Origin of the sequence: Streptomyces sp. NPDC056486, assembly GCF_042795295.1 — a bacterium.
Classification (GTDB): Bacteria; Actinomycetota; Actinomycetes; order Streptomycetales; family Streptomycetaceae; genus Streptomyces.
Genome location: NZ_JBHTSF010000008.1, coordinates 72,939 through 97,029, shown reverse-complemented (window position 1 = coordinate 97,029; position 24,091 = coordinate 72,939). Strand labels below are relative to the sequence as shown.

Here is a 24,091-nt window from a genome sequence, read left to right as displayed (position 1 = left end):
CCCTCGGCTTCGGTGCACTCCTGCTGTTGCCCGTTGCTACCCGAGAGTAGGCGGTGCGAGCCCGGGAGGGAGGGCGTCAGGCCGCGGCGCCCCCGTCGATCACCAGATCCGCGCCGACCACCGACGCCGACTCGTCCGACGCGAGGTAGAGCACGGCGGCCGCGACCTCCTCGGTCGTCGAGACGCGGCCGAGCGGTGTCCCACTCTTCATCCGCTCGGCGCGCCCGGCCTCGCTCTCGCCGGTGAGGAGCGACATGCTCGTGTCCGACGCACCCGGGCTGACGGCGTTGATTCGTACCCCGTCCTGGATGTGCTCGGCCGCGGCGCCCCTGGTGAGCGCGGAGACGGCGGCCTTCGTGGTGGCGTAGCCGGTGGCATTGGCGATGCGGCTGTGGGCGCCCCGGTTGGAGGCGATGTTGACGATCGCCCCGCCACCCGGCTGCGCACGCATCTGCTTCACCTCGGCCTGGAGGGCGAGCAGTACGCCGGTGACGTTGATGTCGAGCATCGTCCGCCAGTCCTCCTCGGGCAGCTCCGCGACCGGCTGCCCGGCGCGCAGGATGCCCGCGTTGTTGACGGCCACGTCCAGGGAGCCGAACCGCTCGACGGTGGCCTCGACGAGCGCCGCGAGGTCGGCTGAGCGTGAGACGTCGGCGGCGACGGCCACCGCAGTGCCGCCGGTCTCCTCGATGAGCCCCACAGTCTCCTTGAGCGTGCCTTCGGTGCGCCCGGCGACCACGACGTTCGCGCCCTCGGCGGCGAAGGCGAGCGCTATGGCGCGGCCGAGTCCGGAGCCGCCGCCGGTGACGAGGGCCGTGCGGCCGGCGAAACGGGTGCGCGGTGCTGAGGCTGATGAAGTCATGACAGAGCTCTTTTCTTGAACGATCGGTTCAGTATGAGGGCGTGGAAAAGGAAGGGCTGAGGGGTGGGGCAAGGATTCAGTCGAGCAGGGTCAGTGCCTGCTCTGTCGCGTCCCGCAGTCGCGCGCCGTCCTTCGACGCCTTCCCGATCACGCGCAGCCCCTGCATCAGGGTCAGCAGCATGCGGGCGAGGGCGAGCGGATCCCGGTCCTGCGGGAGCTCGCCCTGTGCCTGGGCGCGGACGAGCGCGGAGTGAAGGAGCGTCTCCATGTGTTCCCAGCTGCGCTCGACGCGGCGGGCGGCAGGCTCGTCGTGAGGGCCCAGTTCGGCTGCCGTGTTGGTGATGAAACAGCCGTTCAGGCGCCTGTCCTCGGAGGCTGCCTCGCTTCCGAAGCGGCGTACCACCGCGCGGACGGCGGGCAACGCGGGGCCGGGCTGCGAGAGCTCGGCGAGCAGGAGCGGGTTCTGGAAGTCGGCGTACCGCTCCAGTGCCTTCAGGTACAGCTCGTGCTTGTTGCCGAACGTCGCGTAGATGCTGGCGCGTCCGATGCCGAGAGCCTCGACGAGGTCCGCGATGGACGTCGCCTCGTAGCCGCGCCGCCAGAACAGCTCTAGGGCCGACTGGAGCGCGGCGTCCGGATCGAATTCCTTGGTCCTGGCCACGAGGAGAGATTAAGCAATACTGGAACGGTCGGTCAAGTAGTCGGGCTGCCTGGTCAGGCGAGTCGGACCGCGTGCGTCTCCACCGTCACCGAATCGTCGTCCAGGCACCGCCCCGTCTCCAGGTCGAACCGCTGCTTAAGGAGCGGTGACGCGACGAACGGCCGGCCGGCCGCCGCGCCGAGCAGGCCGCGCGAGAGCACCGCCGCACCCGTGAACGGGTCGCGGTTGTCGATCGCGTACGCGCGTCCCGTGCGGTCGATGAAGAGTGCGGCCTGGCGGCCGTCGGGGAGCAGCGCGGCGATGCCGCGTCCCGGCTGGAGGAGTGTGCGGTCGCACACCTCGAACCAGTCGTCGTCCAGGCGGAGTTGAACGCTCGTCCGGGCCATCTGGGCCATCTGGGTCGTCTGAGTCATCTGGGTCATCGGGATGCAGCACCTTCCAGGTCGCGGGGGCGGGAGCCGATGGTGAGGAGGGGCAGGTCCGGCTTGATCTGGTCCCGTTCCGGGACGAAGCTCACGGTCGGGTCCGGGACGTCCGGCGCGTTCACGAAGGACACGAACCGGGCGAGACGCTCGGGGTCGTTGATGGTCTCCGACCACTCGTCGCGGTAGTTCGCGACATGGTCGGCCATCAGGGCCTCCAGCTCGGAGCAGAGGCCGAGCGAGTCGTGGACGACCACGTCACGCACGTGGTCGAGGCCGCCCTCGATCCGCTCGAGCCAGGTCGATGTGCGCTCCAGGCGGTCGGCCGTACGGATGTAGAACATCAGGAACCGGTCGATGAGGCGGACCAGTTCGGCGTCGGACAAGTCCTGCGCGAGCAGGTCCGCGTGGCGCGGGGTCGCGCCACCGTTGCCGCCCACGTACAGGTTCCAGCCGCTCGACGTGGCGATCACGCCGAAGTCCTTCGACTGGGCCTCCGCGCACTCGCGGGCGCAGCCGGAGACGGCCGACTTCAGCTTGTGCGGGGAGCGCAGGCCCCGGTAGCGCAGCTCCAGGTCGATCGCCATCCGGACCGAGTCCTGTACGCCGTAGCGGCACCAGGTCTGCCCGACGCACGACTTCACCGTCCGCAGTGACTTCCCGTACGCGTGGCCCGACTCGAAGCCCGCGTCGACCAACCGTGTCCAGATCAGCGGCAGTTGATCGACGCGCGCGCCGAACATGTCGATGCGCTGGCCGCCGGTGATTTTGGTGTAGAGCCCGAAGTCCCGTGCCACCTCGCCGATCACGATCAGCTTCTCCGGGGTGATCTCGCCGCCGGGGATGCGGGGCACGATCGAATAGGAGCCGTTCTTCTGGAGGTTGGCGAGGAAGTGGTCGTTGGTGTCCTGGAGGGAGGCCTGCTCGCCTTCGAGTACGTAGCCGTCGGCGCCGATCGTCGGGGCGAGCGAGGCGATGATCGACCCGACCGTCGGCTTGCAGGTCTCGCAGCCCTCGGTGCCGCGCGCGGACTCGCGGCCGTGGGTGTCGAGGAGTCGCCGGTAGGAGGTGATGCCCAGGGTGCGGACGATCTCGTACAGCTCCTGGCGCGTCTGGCCGAAGCAGCCGCACAGGCCCTTGTCGACCTCGACGCCCGCCGCCTCGAGCTCGTCGTTGACCAGCTGGCCGAGCACCTTCACGCAACTGCCGCAGCCCGTACCGGCCTTGGTGCACTTCTTGACCTCGGGCACAGTGGTGCAGCTGTGCTCGGTGACGGCGCCGCGGATCGCGCCCTTGGTGACGTTGTGGCAGGAGCAGATGACCGCGGAGTCCGGAAGCGCGGACGGGCCGAGCGCCACCGGGCCACCCGCGCCCGCGGGAAGCACCAGCTGCTCCGGCGAGACCGGCGGTACGCTCCCGGTCATCGGCCGCAGCACGCCGTACGCCTCCGCGTCGCCGACCAGGACGCCGCCGAGCAACTCGCCGCCCGCGCCGATGACCAGCTTCTTGTACGTTCCCGAGCGCGAGTCGGAGTAGACGACGTCCAGGCAGTCCGGGGTCGCGCCGTGCGCGTCGCCGAAGGAGGCGACGTCCACGCCAAGGAGCTTCAGTTTGGTCGACAGGTCGGCGCCGGTGAAGCTCGACTCCTCGGTGGCGATGGAGGCGGCGACGGTCTCGGCCATTTCATAGCCGGGCGCGACGAGCCCGTAGACCCGGCCGTCCGACGCCTGGGCGCACTCGCCGATCGCGTACACGGCCGGGTCGCTGGTGCGGCACTGCTCGTCGACGGTGATGCCGCCGCGCTCACCCACCGAAAGGCCGCTCTCGCGGGCCAGTTGATCGCGGGGGCGGACGCCCGCCGAGAACACCACCAGATCGGTGGCGAGTTCGCTGCCGTCCGACAGCTTCATGCCGCTGACGGCGCCCTCCGAGCTGAGGATCTCCTGGGTGCCGACGCCCGTGTGCACGCTCAGGCCCATGCCGGTGATGGTGCGCAGGAGCGCCGCGCCGCCGCCCTCGTCGACCTGCACCGGCATCAGGCGCGGCGCGAACTCCACGACGTGCGTGGTGAGTCCGAGCCCGCGCAGCGCGCCCGCCGCCTCCAGGCCGAGAAGACCGCCGCCGACGACGGCGCCGGTCGTGGCGTACGTCTTCGCGTACTCCTCGATGGCGAGCAGGTCCTCGATGGTGCGGTAGACGAAACAGCCGGTGGTGTCCTTGCCCGGCACCGGCGGCACGAACGGGAAGGAGCCGGTCGCGAGGACGAGGGTGTCGTAGGCGAAGGTCTGCCCGGAGCGCGCGGTGACGGTCTTCGCGTCGCGGTCGACGCTCTCGGCCGGATCGCCGACGTACAGCTCGATGCCGTGCTGCTCGATGAACTCCGGGTCCGTGAGGGAGAGTTCGTCCGGCGTGCGGCCCGCGAAGTACGAGGTCAGCTGCACGCGGTCGTAGGCGGGCCGCGGCTCCTCGCACAGGACGACCACGCGGTGGGTCGCGGTGAGGCCGCGTGCCGCGATGGCTTCGAGGAAGCGCTGGCCGACCATGCCGTGCCCGACAAGCACGATGGTGTTGTCGTGCGCGCTGTGGCGGGGGGTGTCCGTGGTGTCCGTGGGCATCTCAGAGGCCTCCGTCGTGGGTGAGCAGGTGGAGCAGGGGGCTGCCGTCGTCGGGCAGCGGGTCGTCGGCCTCCCAGGCGCGGGCGAGCGCGCCGACGGCGGTCAGCTCGCCGAGCAGTACGCCGCCGACGAGGCGGTCACCGCGCACGACGACCTTGCGGTACGTGCCGCGGGTGGCGTCCGCGAGCTGGACGACGTCGTCGTCGGGCCGGTGCTCGGGGTCGCCGAAGGCCGCCAGGTCCAGAGGAGCGGAGCCGGGGCGTCCGGTGTGCAGGGTGAGGCGGGTGAGGGCGCGGGTGCCGGAGTAGGGGCGCGCGGCCCGCGGGGAGATCAGGGAGTCCGCGAGGGCGTCGGCCTGTTCGAGCGCGGGCGCCGCGAGGCAGCGGGCCTCGCCGGAGTGCTCGGCGCAGTCGCCGATGGCGCGGATGTGCGGGTCGGAGGTACGCAGCTCGTCGTCCACGACGATGCCGCGGCGTACGTCAAGGCCCGCGGCCTGGGCGAGTCCCGTGCGGGGGCGGACACCACAGGCCAGGACGGTGAGGTCGGTGCCGAGTACGTACCCGTCGGCGAGCTCCACCGACCGTACGGCCCCTTCGGCCTGCCGCACGCCGCGTACCCGGCACTCGGTGTGCACTTCCACGCCGAGGTCGGTGAGATGCCGGTGGACGAGCTCGCTCGCGGCCGGGTCGAGCTGGCGCTCCATGAGCCGGTCACCCTGCTGGGTGAGGACGACCTGGGCGCCGCGTACGGCCAGCGCGCGGGCGGCCGATACGCCGAGAAGGCCGCCGCCGATGACGACGACCCGGGTGGCTGTGCCTGACGTGCCTGACGTTCCTGGCGTTCCTGGCCGTACGGCCTCGGACAGGGCGAGGCAGTCGTCCATCGTCCTGAAGGCGTGCACGCCGCGCGGCAGCTCGGTGGCGCCGGGTTCGAAGAGGCCGCGCAGGGGAGGGAGCACGGGGTTCGAGCCGGTCGCGAGGACGAGGGTGCTGTACGGGACGACGCTGCCGTCCGCGCAGTGCACGATCCGGTCCGCGCGGTCGACGCAGACGGCGCGGGTGCGGAGGAACTCGCCGGGGGCGGATGGCAGCTCGATGACCTCCGGTCCGTAGCGGCCCGCGAGGACGTCGGCCAGGAGCACGCGGTTGTACGGTGCGTGCGGCTCGTCGCCGATGAGGACGGCCCCCGTGCCGGTGCTTTCCCCCAGCCGCTGCGCGAGGCGGACGCCCGCAAGGCCGGCGCCGATCACCACCACGCGGGAGGGCGAGCTCTGGGGGCTCGGGGTCGAAGAGGTCATGTACGGCAGAGTGCGGGGGCGGTGTTACCCGGCCGCATCCTGACTGTTTCCCAGGGGGAACGCTGCCCTCAGCGGGCGCCGGGGCCGGATGTGAGGCTCAGCCCGCGTTGATCTCTTGCCGGACGGGCCTCTCCCGCCCACCCGCCCGTTCACCCCGCGTCCGACCCTGAACGAACAAGCCTTTCCCGCCCACCCGCCCGATTGCCCCGCGTCCACCGGTACGGCCGCTGCCACGGGACTTAACCCCCGTTGAGCCAACCCTCAAGCCCGCCTTAAGGATCGGCAGTAACCCCCTGACCAGCCACTTCTACCGGCGCCCCGCGCCTAGTCTGCGGCGGTGACCACCGAGGTAGCCGATTCCCGACTTGCCGCGTACCCCGCGCTGTCCGCGTACCTGCGGCAGACGGAGGGGCCGCAGTTTCCGCCGATTCCGCCGATGCCGGAGACGCCGCCGCGGACCCCCGTTCCCCCGATCCGCGTCACCCCTGCCGCCCTCCGGGGCGGGATCCTCGCCGTGGGCCTCGTCGTCATCGCGCTCTGGGCCGTACAGGCCGAACCGTCGGCCCGGCTCGACGTGCTCTTCGCGACCGGTGCCCATCTCAGCGGGCTGCTCGCCGGGTACGGCGTCCTCGTCATGCTCTTCCTGATGGCCCGCGTCCCCGCGGTCGAACACGGCGTCGGCGCCGACCGGCTCGCGCGGCTGCACGCCCTCGGCGGCCGCTACGTCCTCACCCTCTGCCTCGGCCACGCCCTGCTCGCCCTGTGCGGGTACGCCGCCCACGCCGACACCGACCTCCTCAGCGCCACCCTCGACCTGCTCGGCTACCCGGGGCTCGCCCTCGCCGTGGCCGGGACCGCCCTGCTCATGGCCGTCGGCGTCACGTCGGCACGTGCGATGCGGCGCCGCGTCCCGCACGAGACTTGGCGGGCCGTGCATCTGCTGACCTACCTCGGAGCGGCGCTCGCCTTCGTGCACCAGCTCGCAGGGCCTGACGTGGCGGGCAGCATCCTGACGGTGTGGCTGTGGTCGATGCTGCACGCCACGGTGGCGGTCCTGCTCGTCTGGTACCGCGTCGTCGTGCCCGTGCGGCAGGCGCTGAAGCACAGCCTGCGCGTCATCGACGTACGCGACGAAGGGCCCGGTGTCGTGTCGGTCGTGATGCAGGGCATCGGCCTCGACGAACTGCGGGCCGAACCCGGACAGTTCTTCCGCTGGCGCTTCCTGCGGCGCAGGCTCTGGCGTACCGCGCTGCCGTTCTCGCTCTCCGCGCCCGTGCGCGACGACACCCTGAGGATCACGGTGAAGGCCCTCGGTGATCACACGCGCCGGATGCGGCGCCTGAAGCCGGGGACGCGGGTGCTCGCCACCGGGCCCTTCGGCGCGCTGACCGCTCATCGGCGTACGAAGAGGAAGGTGCTGCTGCTCGCGGGCGGCGTGGGGATCACCCCGATGCGGACGCTGTTCGAGACGTTGCCCGGCGGGCCAGGGGACATCACGCTCCTCTACCGGGCGGGCAGCGCGGAGCAGCTCGTACTGCGGGAGGAGCTGGAGGAGATCGCCCGGAGCAGGGGAGCGGGGCTGCACTATCTGCTGGGCCGCTCCGACGCCTCCTTCGACCCCCTCGCCCCGCAAGCCCTGCGCAATCTGATTCCGGACCTCGCCGAGCACGACGTGTATCTGTGCGGGCCGCCCGGGATGACCGCCTCCGCCACCACCGCGCTCGTACGGGCCGGAGTGCCCGAGGAGCGCGTCCACGCCGAGTGCTTCACCTTCTGAGAGGGCCCAGCTGACATGGGACGTCACCGCAGACCCGTAGGCCCGGCCCAGGGCCCCACCTTGCAGGGCCGCCGCAAGCTGGCGGCGGGCCTCGCAGGAGCGAGCGCGCTGGTCGCCACGGTCCTCGCGTTCACGGTCGACCCGGCGGCGCCACCCGCTCCCGATCGCGCACCGGCAGGGGTTACGGCACCCCAGGCGGCGCCATAGAACGAAAGCCCCGAACCCGGGGAAACCTCTGAAGACCCTCAACTCTCCCTGATTCCGTGGACGGCGTGATCAGCCCCTCCATAGGGTCTAGACCATGCCCGACATATCTCTGACCACCGTCGTCGTCCTCTGCGTCGCCGCCCTCGCGGCCGGCTGGATCGACGCGGTGGTCGGCGGGGGCGGTCTCTTGCTGCTGCCCGCGCTGCTGCTCGGCCTTCCGGGGTCGACCCCGGCCGCGCACGCCCTCGGGACGAACAAGGCCGTCGCCATCGTGGGGACGGCCGGCGCGGCGGTGACGTACGTCAGGAAGACGCCCGTCGACGTGTCCACCGCCGTACGGATCGGGCTCGCCGCACTCGCCGGGTCCATGGGCGGCGCGTTCTTCGCCGCCGGTATGAGCACCGAGGTGCTCAAGCCCGTGATCATGGTGGTGCTGCTCGGCGTCGGGGCCTTCGTCATCTTCAGGCCCGCCTTCGGCACCGCGCCCCCCGCCAGGCCCGCATCGCCGAAGCGCATCCTCGCCGCCATCGGCCTCGCGGGCCTCGGCATCGGGTTCTACGACGGCCTCATCGGGCCCGGCACCGGCACCTTCCTGGTGCTCGCGCTGACGGCCCTACTCCACCTCGACCTGGTGTCCGCCTCCGCCACCGCCAAGATCGTCAACTGCTGCACCAACGGCGGCGCCCTCGCGATGTTCGCCTGGCAGGGTGCGGTCCTGTGGCAACTGGCCGGTCTGATGGCCGTCTTCAACCTCGCGGGCGGCATGTTCGGCGCACGCACCGCGCTGAAGAAGGGCAGCGGCTTCGTGCGGATCGTGTTGCTCACCACGGTGTTCGGGCTCGTGGCGAAGATGGCGTACGAGCAGTGGCTCGCCTAGGACGGCCGTCCCCCACCAAGAACGTCAGCGCACGCCCGTCAGGTGCGCGAACACCACCACATTGCCCTGGTAGCCCGTCTTCCTCGAATAGCCGCCGCCGCACGTGATCACCCGCAGCTCCGGGCGGTCCGCCCGTCCGTACACCTTGTCGTCCGGGAACTTCTCCGCGTCGTAGACCTCGTTCGCGTCGACCGTGAACACCGCGACGCTGCCGTCCCTGCGCTCGACCTCGATGGTGCGGCCCCTGGTCAGGCCGCCCAGGTCGTAGAAGACGGACGGTCCTTCGGCGTTGTCGACGTGCCCCGCCACGATGGCCGTGCCCGTCTCGCCGGGCGTCGTCCCCGACTCGTACCAGCCCGCGAGGTTCGTCTTCTTCGGAGGCGGTACGTCGAGGCTGCCCTGCCGCGTGAGTTCGAGCCCCATGAGGGGCGCGTCGACCCGGATCGCCGGGATCCGGATCCGGTCGGGCGGGGACGGGGGGAGCGCCGCGGCGGCCGGTGCGCGGTCGGGGCGGGGGTGGGCCGACGCGGCCTGCGCGGCGGACGGCTGGGGCGGCGGACGGGACTCGGTGCCGTTGCGCAGCAGCCACGCACCGGAGCAGAGCGCCAGGACGGTGACCGCGCCTATGGCGGAGTTGACGAACTTTCTGCGCATCACTCGACTCGTCCCCCTCAGGGTTCGGGGAGGCCGGTCCCCGCATCCCTCTCCGGGTCCACGAGGGACAGGCGGACCCGGAGAGGGAGGGGGCTGGCGGTACCGGTGGACAGCGGAGGGTGTCCGTCAGATCCTGTCGCCTCTCGCCCGGCGATGCAGGAGCCAGGTACCGCCCGCGGCGGCGACGGCAAGCGCCGCCACACCCGCCGCGGTCTGCACGGGGTCGGGGCCGAGAGCGCCGCCGACCCCCGTCTTCACATATCCCTTCGGAGCCACCTGCTGCTGCTCGTGTGCGGCCGCGGTGGAGGTGATCGTCACGATCAGATCGCCCATCACCCGTTTGCCGTCCGCGCCGGATCCTGAGCACTGGGCGACGATCTCGTAGGTGCCCGGCTGAGCCGACGGCGGCACCTTGAACTGACCGACCGCGGTCTCCTTGTGGGTGCCGGGCGCGAGCGTGAACGTACCCGCGCCCACCGCGCTCGCATCGCCCGAAGCGCTCCCGTCGCTGCCGCAGGCGGTGGTGTTCACGGTGACCGTGGAGCCGGGCATGACCGTGGCGGGATGGACCTCCAGGCCCCCTCCGGCGGCGAGCGCGGCCGCGGCCGCAGGGGGTGCAAGCAGACCCGCCGATGCGACGGCGAGCGCGGCGGTGGTCAGCAGGCGGGCTTTGCGCATCGTGCTTGCTCCTCCGAGGGACCTTCAGAGGGCACGGCCCGCGGCACCTCAAAGTGCCACTGCGTCGGTCGAACCCCGCTCTACCGAGGTAAGTGGCACTCGGCGGCGCACGCCTCCTGAAGGCCGGTCAGAAACCCTGTGGTGGAGCGGCTTCTGACACTTCGACGGGAACATTCCAGCAGGTCACCCGGCGTGTCGCCGAGAAGTCTCCGAAGGGGGTGCGCGGCGCCTGTGAATGGGTGACCCGGGGGTACGCCGGGACCCCGCCGCGAACCCTTCGGAGCCCCGTCGGAAGATCTGTGGGGACCTGATTCCGCCTCAGACGGTGTCCCAGGGAACGTCGGCGTAGAGCCCCGCCAGAGTCCCCATCAGCTTCTCGTCGACCTCGAACTCCGTGCCGTCGATCCGCCGCACAGGTGCGATGCCCCGCGCGTTCGTGACGAAGGCGGCGGCGTACGAGGAGAGGTCCGCGAGGGTGACCGGGGCCCGGCGCGTGGGAAGACCGGCGGCCGCGAGCCGCGGTTCGAGCAGCTGCATGGTGATGCCGACCAGGCAGGGGGCGTCGGGCCAGACGATCTCCGAGCCGTCGTAGAAGGCGATGTTCGTGACGGCGCCCTCGCTGATCGTCCCGTCGGGCGCGGTGAGCAGCGCGTCGTCGAAGCCCGCGCGCCTGGCGAGGTCGCCGTAGCGGGCCTGTCCGAAGCCGCCCAGGTGTTTGATGTGCGGGAAGGGCCGCTGGTAGGGGACGGCCTGCAGCGCCTGCGCGCTCTCGGACATCGCGCCCGGCGCCCGGACGGTGACCGTCACGGACGGCTCGCCCTCCGGTGCGTGGACGTGGACGCGTACGGAAGCGTCGGCGATGTCGTCGCGGAGCACGCTCCGGATGAGCTCGCGGACGTACGCGCCGTCGAGCTCCCGGTCGAAGAGTTCGCGGGTGGCCGCGTCGAGCCGGGCCAGGTGCAGCCCGAGCCCGCGCGTCGCGCCGCCCCTGACCTGCATCGCGGTGAAGTGCCCTGTACCGCCGAGGGCGGGCCACAGCAGTCGGTCGGCGGTGGCGGCCCGGCCGTCGATCTCAAGGCGCTGCAGAGGCGCGGGAGTTGTCATGGGGTTCACCGTACGGCGAGGGGGGAGGGGGTCCGGACCGGTCTGGACCGGTCTGGATCGGCCCGGATCGGCCCGGATCGGCCCGGATCGGCCCGGATCGGCCCGGATCGGCCCGGATCGGCCCGGATCGGCCCGGATCGGCCCGGATCAGGGAGAGGCCCGCAGTCGCCCGCGGAGCTCGTCGCAGGGATCGCTTGACCTCAACCATGGTTGAGCAATGAGGCTCTCCTCATGACCACGAACACGACCGCTGCTGATTCCACGTCCACCGCCACTCTCGCCCCTTTCGCTGCTCCCGCCACACCCCTTCGCGTCGCCGTCATCGTCGGGAGCAACCGCGAGGGCCGTTTCGGGCCGATCGTCGCCGACTGGCTGCTGTCCCGGATCCGCGAGCACGCGGACTTCGAGGTGGACGTCGTCGACCTGGCCGAATCCCATCTGCCGACCGCGCTCTCCTTCAACCCGTCGCCCGAAGTGGTCGCCGAACTCGGCAAGGTCACGCCGAAGCTGGCCGCCGCCGACGCCTTCGTCGTCCTCACCCCCGAGTACAACCACTCCTACCCCGCGTCCCTCAAGGCCCTCATCGACTGGCACAACGCCGAATGGCAGGCCAAGCCCCTCGGCTTCGTCTCCTACGGAGGGCTCTCCGGCGGGCTGCGCGCGGTCGAGCACCTGCGTCCGGTCTTCGCCGAACTGCACACCATGACGATTCGCGACACCGTGTCCTTCCACAACGCGGGCGCGCTCTTCGCCGACGACGGCACCCACAAGGACCCGACGAGCGCGAACGCCGCCGCCAAGTCGATGCTCGACCAGCTCCACTGGTGGGCGTGGGCACTGCGCAGCGCCAAGGAGGCCCACCCGTACGGCAGTTGATGCCGACAGTGGGAGTGGTCAGGACTCCGGCAGGACCAGTCAAGCCTCCGGCAGGACCCGTCAGGCCTCCGGCAGATGCACCGACGCCACCGCCCCGCCGCCCTCCGCGTTGCGCAGCTCCACCCGCGCGCCGATGGCCTGCGCCTGGCCGAGCGCGATAGTCAGGCCCAGGCCCGTGCCCTGACCGCGCTCACGGGCGCCGGTCTGGAAGCGCCGCGGGCCGTCCTTCAGGAGGTGCGCGGGGAAGCCGGGCCCGTGGTCGCTCACGGTGACCACGGGCCCGGCCACCCGTACGTCGACCGGGTCGGCGCCGTGCCTGCGGGCGTTGGCGACGAGGTTGGCGACGATCCGCTCCAGGCGGCGGGCATCGGTGCGGACGAGCGTGTCGTCCGTGCCGTGCGCCGCCGCGAACCGCACCGGGTACCCCGACCGCTGCACGATTCCCTCGGCCAGCGTGCCCAGCGGATGCGTGTCCAGGTCGGGCCGCTCCACCTCCGCGTCGAGCCGCGCCACTTCGAGCAGATCCTCGGTGAGGGTGCGCAGGGCGAGAACCCGGTCGCGCACGAGTTCCGTGGGCCGGCTCTGCGGCAGGAGCTCGGCCGCGGTGTGCAGACCGGTCAGCGGGGTGCGCAGCTCGTGGGCGACGTCCGCGGTGAAACGCTGCTCGGCCTCTAGACGCTGCTGCAGGGACGCCGCCATCGTGTCGACCGCGGTGGCCAGTTCGGCGACCTCGTCCTTGCCCGGCCTGCTGCCCGGAGGTCGCGGGTGGTCGATACGGGCGTCCAGATCGCCCTGGCTGATGCGGCGCGCGGTGGCCGCCGCGGTCCGCAGCTCGCGGCTGAGCCTGCTGGCCAGGGCCGCGCCGCCGAGCGCGGCGAGGATGACGACGACGGCGCCCGAGGCGAGGAGCTGCTGGTCGAACTCCGCCATCTCGGCGCTCTGTTCGGCCAGCGACTCGCGGACGGAGAGCACGTGGTCGCCGACTGGGCGCGCGGCCCATACGACGGGATCGTCGGCGCCCATGTCGAGATACGTGGTCCGCCGCCCGTCCAGGGCCGCGGCCCGCAGCGCCGGGGGCAGATCGGGCGCGTCGATGGCGGCGTCCGTACCGGCGTCGTCGTCGGTGTCGACCTGCCCCGTCAGCTCGTACAGCTGGCGCACCCGCACCAGTTGCGCGGTGGCCCCGGACCTTGCGCCCGCGGAGACCTGCTCGAGCCGTGCCTGGTGGACGAGGATCCCGATGGCGACGGCGACGACCGCACAGCCGATGGCGAGCAGCGCGGCGATCTTCCAGCGCAGACCGAGAGCGTTGAGCGCGGCGCGGGCGCGCCGGGCGACGCCCTTCATCTCCGCCCGTCCGTATCGCGCGTCCGGCCGTCCGTCTCGCCCGAACCTTCCGTCTTCTTGCCGCTCTTGTTCTTGTAGCTCTTGATGTCGCTCACCGTGGACATCCGTACGCCGTCCCAGTGGAACCGCACGGCCTGCTCGCCGCCATCCGTGCAATGGCCGCGCACCAACAGGTCCGGGCCGAGCGTCTCGACCCTCACGCGCTTCCCCGTGGTGAACAGGACCGGGTAGACGCGTCCTTCGCGCTCCGTGTAGACGGTGAGGACGCTCCGTCCGCTCTCCGTGTCGGCGGCCACGAGCAGTTCGGGCCGCCCGTCGCCGGTCAGGTCCGTCCGGAGCGGCGGCCGGAGTCCCACCTGGCCGGGGCGGTCGATCTCGCCGCGGTCGGCGAGCGGCTTCAGCCGCGGATCGGCGCGCAGGACCTTGCGGAAGTCCACCGTGCCGAGCCCGCCCTTGCCCAGCTTGGGCAGTCCTGCCAGGGGCTCGGGCGGCGGCTGGTGGGTGGCGGTTTCGGCGCCGGGCGCTTCGGACGACGTACTGGACCAGGCGGGCCAGAGCGGTTCCGGGCGCGGCTGGACGGATACGGACGGCGCGGGCTCACCGGTGCCGAGCTCGTCCACGCTGCCGCATCCGGCCAGCACGACGGCCGCCGCGACGGCGAAGGGAACGGCGCGGTACAGGAGGCGGCGGTGGCGGCGGGTGAGGTTCATGGCCCTACCGACGGTAAGAAGCGTCCATCACGGAAAGCGGGACGTTGTGTAACAGACGGGGGTAAGCGGGGCGGAAACATGGAGGTCAGGACCTTCGGCCTGGCCGGTGGCCCCTCCGCCCCGCGTCCGGCCCGGTCCGGCGACAATCGTGGGCATGACGCCGACGTACGAAGCCCGGCTTCCGTTCTTCGTGTACGGGACGCTGCGGCCGGGGGAGCCGAACCACGACGTCCACCTGCGCGGCAACGTCACGGCCGAGGTGCCTGCCAGGCTCGCGGGAGCACTCCTCTACGAAGGCCCCGGCTACCCGTACCTGGTGGAGGGCCCCGAAGGCAGCCTGGTGCGGGGCGAGTTGATCGCCGCCCGCCCGTCCGCGTACGAACGCCTCCTCGCCGATCTCGACGTACTGGAGAACTACGCGCCGGGCGACCCCGGCAACCTGTACGAGCGCGTGGCGCGCGAGGTGACTCTCCTGGACGGAACCGCGGCGCGCGCGTGGGTGTACGTGGCCTCGCCGCCGGTGGCGGCGAGGCTGCGCGCCTCGGGGGCGGTGATCGGGGGAGGGGACTGGGCGTCGTTCCGGGCGCGGCGTTGAAGGGGTGGGGTGCGGATTTCGCAGCTCAGGCGCCTGCGCACTCGTTCCGGTGGACTCGATCCGATCCGGTGGACTCCGTCACCCGTGCGGGCGACGGACTCGAATCGCATGATCACGGAGGGGTGTGGCTGTGGCACTCTCCGTGTGCACCAGTCGGTGCGCGAGTCGGTGCGTGAGCACCACGTCCTCAAGCAGGAGTTGCCCCATGAGCCTTCGCCGTTCGCTGCCGGCCCTCGTCGGCGCCGTAGCCCTCACTCTCGGCCTCCCCGTGGCGGCCTCCGCGACAGCTCACGCCCCGACGGCCGTCATGAACCCCTGCGGGTTCTACGAGACCGGCAGCGACGCGTTCTACAACCACTGCACGGGCGACGGCTCGAACGTGGTCATCAAGGTGGAGGTGTCGATGGCCCCCGACTACGAGCGCTGTGTGGGTCCGGGCAGGAGCTGGCTGGGATCGGCGAGCAAGATCCAGGGCGCGCACTACACCGGCCGCACCTGCTGATTCTCCTGCGCGTACGCGTATGACCACGGGCCGGGGTGGCACAGCCCCGGCCCGTCGCCACCCCGGCCCGCCGCTATGCCCGCTCAAGGCGCACCGCGCACACCTTGAACTCCGGCATCCGCGACACCGGGTCGAGCGCGGGATTCGTCAGGGAGTTGGCCCGGCCCTCGCCCGGCCAGTGGAACGGCATGAAGACGGTGTCGGAGCGGATCGCGCTCGTGATCCGCGCCGGGGCCACGGCCCGCCCCCGCCGCGAGACGACCGTCACCGGCTCGCCGTCCCCGACCTCAAGGCGCGCGGCAAGGCGTGGATGCAGTTCCACGAAGGGGCCGGGAGCGGCGGAGTTGAGCTCGTCGACGCGGCGCGTCTGGGCCCCCGACTGGTACTGCGAGAGAACCCGCCCGGTGGTCAGAAGCACCGGATACTCCGCGTCCGGCTCCTCGGCGGCGCCCCGATGCGCCACCGGCACGAAGCGCGCCCGCCCGTCCTCGGTGGCGAACCGGTCCAGGAAGAGGCGGGGGGTTCCGGGGTGTGCGGCATCGCTCCCGGGGTGCCCGGCATCGCCCTCCACCTCGGGGCAAGGCCAGAACACCCCCTCCCCGTTCCCCTCCTTCAGCCGCGCGTACGAGATCCCCGAGTAGTCCGCCGGCCCGCCCGCGCTCGCCCGGCGCAGTTCCTCGAAGACCTCCTCCGGGTCCGTCGGGAAGCCCTTCTCGTGGCCGAGGAGGGCGGCGAGACCGTGGAGTACGTCCAGGTCGCTCCGTACGCCGTCGGGTGCGCTCACCGCCCGGCGGCGCAGCAGTACCCGCCCCTCCAGGTTCGTCACCGTCCCCGTCTCCTCGGCCCACTGCGTCACCGGCAGCACGACATCCGCAAGGCGGGCCGTCTCGGAGAGCACGACATCGGCCACCGCGAGGAAGTCGAGCGACCGCAGCCGCTCCTCCACGTGCGCGGCGCGCGGCGCCGAGACGACCGGGTTGGAACCCATCAGGAGCAGGGCCTTGATGTCCCCGCCGAGCGCGTCGAGCAGCTCGTACGCGGACCGTCCCGGGCCGGGGAGCGAATCGGGGTCGACGCCCCACACCCCCGCCACATGTGCCCGCGCCGCCGGATCCGTCAGCTTGCGGTAGCCGGGCAACTGGTCGGCCTTCTGGCCGTGTTCGCGCCCGCCCTGCCCGTTGCCCTGCCCGGTCAGGCAGCCGTATCCGGCGAGGGGGCGGCCCGCGTTGCCCGTCGCGAGGCAGAGGTTGATCCACGCGCCCACCGTGTCCGTCCCCTTGGACTGCTGCTCGGGCCCGCGTGCGGTGAGCACCATCCCGGTTTCGGCGTCGCAGAACATCCGCGCCGCGTCCCGGAGTTCGGGCACGGGGACGCCGCTGATCCGCTCCACGTACTCCGGCCAGTGCGCCATCGCCGCCGCCCGTGCCTCCTGCCAGCCGCTCGTCCGCTCCTCGATGAACGCCTCGTCCGTCCGCCCTTCGGCCACCACCAGGTGCAGCAGGCCGAGCGCGAGAGCGAGGTCGGTGCCGGGGCGCGGCGCCAGATGGAGGTCGGCCTGCTCGGCGGTGCGGGTCCTGCGCGGGTCGACGACGATCAGCTTTCCGCCGTTCGCCCTCAGCTCCGTCAGATACCGCAGCGCGGGCGGCATCGTCTCGGCGAGGTTCGAGCCGACGAGGATCACACAGCCGGTGCGCGGAATGTCCTCCAGCGGGAACGGCAGGCCACGGTCGAGCCCGAAGGCCCGCTGCCCCGCCGCTGCCGCCGACGACATGCAGAACCGGCCGTTGTAGTCGATCTGCGACGTGCCGAGCGCCACCCGCGCGAACTTCCCCAGGGCGTACGCCTTCTCGTTGGTCAGGCCCCCGCCGCCGAACACCCCGCACGCGTCCGCGCCATGGTCGCCGCGCGTGCGGGAAAGACCTTCGGCGACGCGGCTGATCGCCTCCTCCCAGGTGGCCGGTTCGAGCCGGCCCGTGGCGTGGGATCGGATGAGTGGCTCGGTCAGGCGCACCCGGGAGGAGAGCACAGCGGGCGCCGTACGGCCCTTGCCGCACAGCGCGCCCCTGTTCACGGGGAACCCGGGACGCTCCACGACCTCCACCCCGCCGCCGGGGCCGGTGGCCAGGCCCATTCCGCATTGCAGCGCGCAGTACGGACAGTGGGTCTGTGTCGCCTCGGAGTGCATGGCGACCAGACTCCGACGCCCGTGTTACGCGCCCCGCCCCGCCGCGTTACACCGCAGGTACGCCCCCCTCAGCCGACGCCCCGCCCCGCTGTGAGGGCCCGCGCGGGGGCGTCCCTCAGCGCCGAGCCGCGAGGGCGTCCCGCACGCCGGGCTCCTTGGGGCCCAGGAAGTGCGGATCGGGTCGCAGAGCCGCGTCGAGCGCCGCCTTTCCGGCCGCGAACACCTCCCGCGCGCCGCCGTAGTACCAGGTCACGTCGTGTTTGGCGTCGACCCCGACGCCGTACGACGAGACGCCCGCCGCGCGGCAGAGCGCGACGGCCCTGCGTATGTGGAAGCCCTGGCTGATCAGCACGGCCCGGTCGACGCCGAAGACCTTCTTGGCGCGCACGCAGGAGTCCCAGGTGTCGAAGCCCGCGTAGTCGCTGACGATGCGCCGATCCGGCACGCCGCGTTCGGTCAGATAGGCGCGCATGGCGTCCGGTTCGTCGTACTCCTCGCGGCTGTTGTCGCCCGTGACGAGCACGACCTCTATCCGTCCCGCCTCGTACAGCTCGGCCGCCGCGTCGAGGCGGTGCGCGAGATAGGGCGAGGGCTCTCCCTTCCACAGCCCGGCGCCGAAGACGACCGCGACCCGCGTGTGCGGCACGTCGGCCGTCGTGCGCAGCCGCCCGTCCGCCGTCACGAAGAGCCAGGTCGCGGGCAGCAGCGCCACCACGCAGACGGCCATGAAGGCCTGTACGGCCCGCCGCTGTCCCCGCCGTGTACGAGGCAGCCGCAGGCGGCGCAACCGGGCCACGCCTCCACGGGCCCAGCCCCGCACCGCGGACGGATCCGTCGCCCCCGACCGCCGCGACCGCCGCATCCATCCCGGCCGTTTCATCCCGATCCCCCGTGCCCCCGAAGCCGGATCCCCCGATCCGATCACTGTGGACAACGGTAAGCGACCGCACTGACAATGCCGCGGCACCATCGGTGAGCCAGGCTGAAAGGGCCCGTGACCGGCGCGCAACGCGACCGCAATACGGCGCGGCCATCCTCGGTCCATGACGCCGTCGAACCCTCTTCGCGACGAGTCCGGCAGCACCCCTCTCGAAAGTACGGCGCAACTCATGGACCGGATCACCAGCCAGCTCGGCACCCAGCTCGACCGTGTGTCGCTCAGCGGCACGCGCCGCACGGCACCCCGCACCGCACCGGCGCCCGCCCTGGTCGTGGTCGGCCACGGCAGCCGTGATCCCCGCGCTCTGGCCACCGTCACGGCGCTCATCGAACGGGTCCGTGAGCTGCGGCCCGGACTCACCGTGCGCCTCGGCCACATCGAGCTGAACGAGCCGCTGCTCACCGACACCCTCGCCGCGGCGACAGGATCCGCCGTCCTCGTGCCGCTGCTGCTCGGCCGCGGCTACCACGTCAAGCACGACATCCCCGAGGCCGCAGCCGGGGCGCCGCACCTCGACTCGCGGGTCGCCGCGCCGCTCGGCCCGCACCCCCTGCTCGTCGACGCGCTGTACGACCGGCTCGTCGAGGCCGGCTGGCCGACCCGGCCCGGCCGGGCGGGGCGGCGCACCGGCGGAGTGATCCTCGCCGCCGCGGGCTCGCGCGACCCGGAATCGGCCACGGACACCCGGCGCACGGCGGACCTCCTCGCCCAGCGTCTCGGCGTACCGGTGGTGCCCGCGTACGCGTCGCCGACCGCGGCCTCCGCGCTCAGTGTCCCCGCGGCGGTGCGTGCCCTCGCCGCCCGTGGCCGCCATCACACCGCCGTGGCCTCGTACTTCACGGCGCCCGGCCGCTTCGCCACGCAGTGCGCCGATGCCGCCCCCCGGATCGCTTCGGCCCCGCTCGGCGCCCACCAGGCCATGGCCCGTCTCCTCCTGCACCGCTACGACCAGGCCCGTACGGGCGCCACGGCGGCCCCGGCCGCCGCGCAGGTGCCGCCCCGTCAGCTGACCTCCGCCTGAAGACCTTCGTTTACTGTCGGTGCATGGAAGGCACCGCACCGAACGTGTACGACGCTGAGGCGGCCTATGACAAGGCCGCAGTCGAGCGATGGGCCACCGAGCCGGACAAACGGCCGGGGCGCACCGCCTTCCAGCGGGACCGCGCGCGCGTTCTGCACTCCTCCGCGCTGCGCCGCCTCGCCGGAAAGACCCAGGTGGTCACCCCTGGCACGCGCAGCAACGAGGCGTGGGACGCCAGCGCACGGACCCGCCTGACGCACTCCCTGGAGTGCGCCCAGGTCGGCCGCGAGCTCGGCGCCGCCCTCGGCTGCGACCCCGACCTGGTGGAGACCGCGTGCCTCTCGCACGACATGGGGCATCCGCCCTTCGGGCACAACGGCGAGCAGGCACTGAACGAAGTCGCCGAGAGCTGCGGCGGTTTCGAGGGCAACGCCCAGTCCCTGCGGCTTCTGACCCGCATCGAACCGAAGCGCTTCGTCACGAACGAGGAGACGGGCGACCTCGTCAGCGTGGGGCTCAACCTGACCCGAGCCGCCCTGGACGCCGCCACCAAGTACCCCTGGCCGCGCGGCGCCCACCCCACCGACCCGGCGTCCCCCAAGTTCGGGGTCTACGAGGACGACCGGCCTGTCTTCGACTGGGTCCGCAAGGAGGCGCCGGGCCGCCGCACCTGCTTCGAGGCCCAGGTCATGGACTGGTCGGACGACGTCGCGTACTCGGTGCACGACATGGAGGACGGCCTGCACGCCGGGCACCTCGACCCGAACCTGTTGCACGCCGAGCCCGAGCGCCAGGACATCTTCGCCGTCGCCATCGGCCGCTACGTATCGGCGGACACCGACCCCGAAGAGCTCTCCGAGGCACTCGACCGCCTCCTGGACCAGGAGTGGTGGCCGCACGGGTACGACGGCTCCGCCATCGCCCAGGGCCGCCTGAAGGACGCCACGAGCCAGCTCATCGGCCACTTCTGTCTCGCCGCCGAGAGCGCCACCCGCGCGCGGTACGGCAAGGGCCCCCTCACTCGGTACGCCGCCGAGCTCGTCGTCCCGCGTGAGGCCCGTCACGAGTGCGCGGTCCTCAAGGCCGTCGCCGACCGCTATGTGATGCAGCGCCCCGCCCAGGAGCGGCTCCGCGCGGACCAGCGGATCGTCGTCGCCGAGCTGGCCGAGGCGCTTACAGCCCGCGCCCCCGACGGACTCGACCCCCAGTTCTGTGCGCTCTACGACACGGCGCCCGACGACCGCGCGGCGCTGCGCGTGGTCATCGACCAGATCGCGTCGCTCACGGACGCCGCCGCGCGGTCCCTGCACGCACGGCTCACGGCAAAACACCCCTGACATATGCGAAATGAGCCGTTCGACCACGGGGCGTGACGAAAACTGGCCGGATCGGTTCGCAACCCCTTCCCCCATCACGCTCCGTGCGGGACGCTCCCCTGACGGCAAGGCTTTGAGGAGGCATCAAGTGGTCGACGCGGATCAGACGTTCGTCATTGTCGGAGGAGGTCTCGCGGGCGCGAAAGCGGCCGAGACACTCCGGTCCGAGGGCTTCACCGGCCGGGTGATCCTCATCGGCGACGAACGCGACCACCCGTACGAGCGACCACCCTTGTCGAAGGGGTACCTCCTGGGCAAGGAGGAGCGCGACAGCGTCTACGTCCACGAACCCGCCTGGTACGCACAGTCGGACGTGGAGCTGCATCTCGGCCAGACCGTCGTCTCCATCGACCGCACGACCAAGACCGTCCACCTCGGCGACCGCGCCGTCATCCACTACGACAAGCTCCTCCTCGCCACCGGCGCCGAGCCGCGCCGCCTGGACGTCCCCGGCACCGGCCTGGTGGGCGTGCACCACCTGCGCCGCCTCGCGCACGCTGACCGGCTGCGTCAGGTTCTGGCCAGTCTCGGCCGCGACAACGGCCACCTGGTGATCGCCGGAGCGGGCTGGATCGGCCTTGAGGTCGCGGCAGCCGCGCGGACGTACGGCGCGGAGGTCACCGTCGTCGAGTCCGAGCCGACGCCACTGCACGCGGTCCTCGGCCCCGAGCTCGGCCAGATGTTCGCCGACCTGCACGCCGAGCACGGCGTCCGCTTCCACTTCGGCGCGAAACTCACCGAGATCGCGGGCCAGGACGGCATGGTCCTCGCCGCCCGCACGGACGACGGCGAGGAGCACCCGGCGCACGACGTGCTCGCCGCGATCGGGGCCGCCCCGCGCACCGCGCTCGCCGAGTCGGCAGGGCTGGAAATCGCCGACCGCGCGCACGGCGGCGGCGTCGTGGTCGACGCCTCCCTGCGGACATCGGACCCGGACATCTTCGCGGCGGGCGACGTGGCCGCCGTCCACCACCCGCTCTTCGGTACGAGGCTGCGCGTGGAGCACTGGGCGAACGCGCTCAACGGCGGCCCGGCCGCGGCCCGCGCGATGCTCGGCAAGGACGTGACGTACGACCGCGTGCCCTACTTCTTCTCGGACCAGTACGACGTGGGCCTCGAGTACTCGGGATGGGCGCCCCCGGGGTCGTACGACCAGGTCGTGGTCAGAGGTGACGCCGGCAAGCGGGAGTTCGTCGCCTTCTGGCTGAGCGAAGGACGCGTCCTGGCCGGGATGAACGTCAATGTGTGGGACGTCACGGACACCATCCAGAAGCTGATCCGCACGGGTGCGCGGCCGCCCGCCGAATCGCTCTCCGACCCGTCCGTCCCCCTGGAGTCGCTGCTCGGGTGACGGGTCCTGGCGGGAGTGTCACACGTGGGCCGTAGTATTCCTACGTGGCTGGCAGGATCAATGACGAGGACGTGAAGGCGGTTCGGGACGCGGTCCCGATCGACGCCGTGGTCTCCGACTACCTCCAGCTCCGGAGCGCGGGCGGAGGCAACCTCAAGGGTCTGTGCCCCTTCCACGACGAGAAGTCACCGTCCTTCCAGGTCAGCCCGAGCAAGGGTCTCTTCCACTGCTTCGGCTGCCAGGAAGGCGGCGACACGATCGCCTTCGTGATGAAGATCGACCACCTCACCTTCTCGGAGACGGTCGAGCGCCTCGCCGCCCAGGCGGGCATCACCCTTCGGTACGAAGAGGGCGGGTACAACCCCACCAACCAGCGCGGCGAGCGCATCCGCCTCGTCGAGGCCCACAAGATCGCCGCGCAGTTCTACATCGACCAGCTGGAGAGCCCCGAGGCGGAGATCGGCCGCAAGTTCCTGGCCGAGCGCGGCTTCGACCAGGCCGCCGCCGCGCACTTCGGCGTCGGCTACAGCCCCGCGGGCTGGGACCACCTCACCCGGTATCTGCGCGGCAAGGGCTTCACCGACAAGGAGCTCACCCTCTCCGGCATCTCCCAGGACGGCCGCCGCGGCCCCATCGACCGCTTCCGCGGCCGTCTGATGTGGCCGATCCGCGACATCAGCGGCGAGGTCGTCGGCTTCGGCGCGCGCAAGCTGCGCGACGACGACAACGGCCCGAAGTACCTCAACACCCCCGAGACGCCGATCTACAAGAAGGGCCAGGTGCTCTACGGCGTCGACCTGGCCAAGAAGGAGATCGCCAAGACCTCCCGCGCGGTCGTCGTCGAGGGGTACACCGACGTCATGGCCTGCCACCTCGCCGGTGTCACCACCGCCATCGCGACCTGTGGCACCGCCTTCGGCGGCGACCACATCAAGATCCTGCGCCGCCTCCTGATGGATAACGGCTCGGCGCGGGTGATCTTCACCTTCGACGGCGACGCGGCAGGCCAGAAGGCCGCCCTGCGTGCCTTCGAGGACGACCAGAAGTTCGCCGCCGAGACATACATCGCCATCGCGCCCGACGGCATGGACCCCTGCGACCTGCGCCTGGCCAAGGGAGACACCGCGGTCGCCGACCTCGTCGAACCCCGCACGCCGCTCTTCGAGTTCGCGCTGCGCCAGATCGTCGGGCGGTACGACCTGGAGACCCCCGCGGGCCGCGCCGCCGCCCTGGACGAGGCGGCGCCGGTCGTGGCCCGCATCAAGAACACCGGCGCGCAGCACGAAGTGGCCGTCCAGCTCGCCGGGATGCTCGGCATCATGGACACCCAGTTCGTCGTCAAGCGCGTGGCCCAGCTGGCGCGTTGGGCCCGCGACCGGGGCGGCAGGGGCCCGGCCCCGCAGCAGCAGCGCACACACCAGGGCCAGGAGTACGCGGGCTCCACGCCCTCCGCGCCCTCAGGACCGGCGCTCACGCTCCGCAGCCCCGCTCACCGCACCGAGCGCGAGCTGCTCAAACTGGCCCTGCAGCGTCCGGAGTTGGTCTCCCCGGCCTTCGACGCGTACGGCGTGGACGAGTTCACGGCGCCGCCGTACGCCGCGGTGCGCCAGTGCGTCGAGGAGGCGGGCGGCGCCGAGGCGGGCATCTCCGAGTCGCAGCCCTACCTCGCCCGCGTCCTGGACGCCGCGCCGGACGACACGGTCCGCGCCATGGTCACCGAGCTGGCCGTCGAGGCGATCCTGCGCAGATCGGTCGACGAGATCTATGCGGGCGACCAGCTCGTCCAGGTCCGGCTGCGCGCCGTCGACCGCCGTATCCGCGACGTCCAGGGCAGCCTGACCCGCCTGAGCGCCCAGGGCGACCCCGCGCAACTGGCAGCCGTCCAGAACGAGTTGTGGGTCCTCCAGCAGTACGCCAGGGCGCTGCGCGAGCGCGGCGCGGACGCCCTCTGAGGTTCGGGTAGCGCGAGGCTGGTTACCCGTCGGGTAACCACGCGGTTACGGACCGGACTCAGAAAGTCACCGCACGCCCCTC

At 72.0% G+C, this 24,091-nt stretch carries 22 protein-coding genes; 10 read left to right on the top strand and 12 right to left on the bottom strand.

What is annotated here, in order from left to right:
- Positions 1-76: 76 nt before the first annotated feature.
- From ACFQ7F_RS06440 to ACFQ7F_RS06420, 5 genes are all read right to left on the bottom strand, one after another.
- Positions 77-862, bottom strand: coding sequence for an SDR family NAD(P)-dependent oxidoreductase (locus ACFQ7F_RS06440; protein WP_383266957.1), 786 nt, complete (start codon positions 860-862; stop codon positions 77-79).
- A 76-nt stretch (positions 863-938) separates the two neighbouring features.
- Entirely contained in the window at positions 939-1,523 is a 585-nt protein-coding gene (locus ACFQ7F_RS06435) for a TetR/AcrR family transcriptional regulator (protein ID WP_383266955.1), read from the bottom strand.
- A 53-nt stretch (positions 1,524-1,576) separates the two neighbouring features.
- Positions 1,577-1,945: a nitrite reductase small subunit NirD gene (gene nirD / locus ACFQ7F_RS06430; RefSeq protein ID WP_383266953.1), complete on the bottom strand. Its 369-nt coding sequence runs from the start codon at positions 1,943-1,945 to the stop codon at positions 1,577-1,579.
- The gene (gene nirB, locus ACFQ7F_RS06425; RefSeq protein WP_383266951.1) at positions 1,942-4,560 is read right to left on the bottom strand and encodes a nitrite reductase large subunit NirB; all 2,619 of its coding nucleotides are present in this window, start codon (positions 4,558-4,560) and stop codon (positions 1,942-1,944) included. Before nirB ends, nirD begins: the two co-directional genes overlap by 4 nt.
- 1 nt (position 4,561) lies before the next feature.
- Positions 4,562-5,857, bottom strand: a complete 1,296-nt coding sequence (locus ACFQ7F_RS06420; RefSeq protein WP_383266947.1) for an NAD(P)/FAD-dependent oxidoreductase — start codon at positions 5,855-5,857, stop codon at positions 4,562-4,564.
- Positions 5,858-6,194: 337 nt separating this feature from the next.
- Between ACFQ7F_RS06420 and ACFQ7F_RS06415 the strand changes: the two genes are divergently transcribed.
- The 3 genes from ACFQ7F_RS06415 to ACFQ7F_RS06405 all read left to right on the top strand — a co-directional run bounded on the left by ACFQ7F_RS06415 (position 6,195) and on the right by ACFQ7F_RS06405 (position 8,718).
- Positions 6,195-7,634: a ferric reductase-like transmembrane domain-containing protein gene (locus ACFQ7F_RS06415; protein ID WP_383266945.1), complete on the top strand. Its 1,440-nt coding sequence runs from the start codon at positions 6,195-6,197 to the stop codon at positions 7,632-7,634.
- 15 nt (positions 7,635-7,649) lie between these two features.
- Entirely contained in the window at positions 7,650-7,841 is a 192-nt protein-coding gene (locus ACFQ7F_RS06410; protein ID WP_383266942.1) for a hypothetical protein, read from the top strand.
- A gap of 94 nt (positions 7,842-7,935) precedes the next feature.
- Positions 7,936-8,718 (top strand): sulfite exporter TauE/SafE family protein, encoded by a 783-nt coding sequence (locus ACFQ7F_RS06405; protein WP_383266939.1) that lies wholly within the window; start codon positions 7,936-7,938, stop codon positions 8,716-8,718.
- 24 nt (positions 8,719-8,742) lie between these two features.
- Here ACFQ7F_RS06405 and ACFQ7F_RS06400 read toward each other — a convergent pair whose 3' ends face one another.
- The 3 genes from ACFQ7F_RS06400 to ACFQ7F_RS06390 all read right to left on the bottom strand — a co-directional run bounded on the left by ACFQ7F_RS06400 (position 8,743) and on the right by ACFQ7F_RS06390 (position 11,154).
- Positions 8,743-9,372 carry a class F sortase gene (locus tag ACFQ7F_RS06400; RefSeq protein WP_383266937.1) on the bottom strand — a complete coding sequence of 210 codons (630 nt, stop codon included), beginning with the start codon at positions 9,370-9,372 and terminating at the stop codon, positions 8,743-8,745.
- A 126-nt stretch (positions 9,373-9,498) separates the two neighbouring features.
- Positions 9,499-10,050, bottom strand: coding sequence for a hypothetical protein (locus ACFQ7F_RS06395; RefSeq protein WP_383266934.1), 552 nt, complete (start codon positions 10,048-10,050; stop codon positions 9,499-9,501).
- Positions 10,051-10,368: 318 nt separating this feature from the next.
- Positions 10,369-11,154: an aminotransferase class IV family protein gene (locus ACFQ7F_RS06390; RefSeq protein ID WP_383266931.1), complete on the bottom strand. Its 786-nt coding sequence runs from the start codon at positions 11,152-11,154 to the stop codon at positions 10,369-10,371.
- Between the two features lie 231 nt (positions 11,155-11,385).
- Between ACFQ7F_RS06390 and ACFQ7F_RS06385 the strand changes: the two genes are divergently transcribed.
- The gene (locus tag ACFQ7F_RS06385) at positions 11,386-12,030 is read left to right on the top strand and encodes an NADPH-dependent FMN reductase (RefSeq protein ID WP_383266928.1); all 645 of its coding nucleotides are present in this window, start codon (positions 11,386-11,388) and stop codon (positions 12,028-12,030) included.
- A gap of 60 nt (positions 12,031-12,090) precedes the next feature.
- Here ACFQ7F_RS06385 and ACFQ7F_RS06380 read toward each other — a convergent pair whose 3' ends face one another.
- On the bottom strand, positions 12,091-13,377 hold the full coding sequence (locus ACFQ7F_RS06380) for a sensor histidine kinase (protein ID WP_383266925.1): 1,287 nt from the start codon (positions 13,375-13,377) through the stop codon (positions 12,091-12,093).
- Positions 13,374-14,087 (bottom strand): hypothetical protein, encoded by a 714-nt coding sequence (locus tag ACFQ7F_RS06375; RefSeq protein ID WP_383266922.1) that lies wholly within the window; start codon positions 14,085-14,087, stop codon positions 13,374-13,376. Before ACFQ7F_RS06375 ends, ACFQ7F_RS06380 begins: the two co-directional genes overlap by 4 nt.
- 154 nt (positions 14,088-14,241) lie before the next feature.
- On the opposite strand from ACFQ7F_RS06375, the gene ACFQ7F_RS06370 reads away from it, so the two are divergent.
- Entirely contained in the window at positions 14,242-14,682 is a 441-nt protein-coding gene (locus tag ACFQ7F_RS06370; RefSeq protein ID WP_383266918.1) for a gamma-glutamylcyclotransferase family protein, read from the top strand.
- Positions 14,683-14,887: 205 nt separating this feature from the next.
- Positions 14,888-15,184 carry a DUF6355 family natural product biosynthesis protein gene (locus ACFQ7F_RS06365; protein ID WP_383266915.1) on the top strand — a complete coding sequence of 99 codons (297 nt, stop codon included), beginning with the start codon at positions 14,888-14,890 and terminating at the stop codon, positions 15,182-15,184.
- Between the two features lie 73 nt (positions 15,185-15,257).
- On the opposite strand, the gene ACFQ7F_RS06360 is transcribed toward ACFQ7F_RS06365, so the two are convergent.
- A complete protein-coding gene (locus ACFQ7F_RS06360) occupies positions 15,258-17,369 on the bottom strand; it encodes a molybdopterin oxidoreductase family protein (protein ID WP_383266913.1) in 2,112 nt (703 codons plus the stop codon).
- Between the two features lie 115 nt (positions 17,370-17,484).
- The gene (locus ACFQ7F_RS06355; RefSeq protein WP_383267006.1) at positions 17,485-18,231 is read right to left on the bottom strand and encodes a vancomycin high temperature exclusion protein; all 747 of its coding nucleotides are present in this window, start codon (positions 18,229-18,231) and stop codon (positions 17,485-17,487) included.
- Between the two features lie 181 nt (positions 18,232-18,412).
- Between ACFQ7F_RS06355 and ACFQ7F_RS06350 the strand changes: the two genes are divergently transcribed.
- The 4 genes from ACFQ7F_RS06350 to dnaG all read left to right on the top strand — a co-directional run bounded on the left by ACFQ7F_RS06350 (position 18,413) and on the right by dnaG (position 24,009).
- Positions 18,413-19,330 carry a sirohydrochlorin chelatase gene (locus tag ACFQ7F_RS06350; RefSeq protein ID WP_383266910.1) on the top strand — a complete coding sequence of 306 codons (918 nt, stop codon included), beginning with the start codon at positions 18,413-18,415 and terminating at the stop codon, positions 19,328-19,330.
- A 23-nt stretch (positions 19,331-19,353) separates the two neighbouring features.
- Positions 19,354-20,667, top strand: a complete 1,314-nt coding sequence (locus ACFQ7F_RS06345; protein ID WP_383266908.1) for a deoxyguanosinetriphosphate triphosphohydrolase — start codon at positions 19,354-19,356, stop codon at positions 20,665-20,667.
- A 127-nt stretch (positions 20,668-20,794) separates the two neighbouring features.
- A complete protein-coding gene (locus ACFQ7F_RS06340) occupies positions 20,795-22,057 on the top strand; it encodes an NAD(P)/FAD-dependent oxidoreductase (RefSeq protein WP_383266905.1) in 1,263 nt (420 codons plus the stop codon).
- A 44-nt stretch (positions 22,058-22,101) separates the two neighbouring features.
- On the top strand, positions 22,102-24,009 hold the full coding sequence (gene dnaG, locus ACFQ7F_RS06335; RefSeq protein ID WP_383266902.1) for a DNA primase: 1,908 nt from the start codon (positions 22,102-22,104) through the stop codon (positions 24,007-24,009).
- The last annotated feature ends 82 nt before the right edge of the window (positions 24,010-24,091 follow it).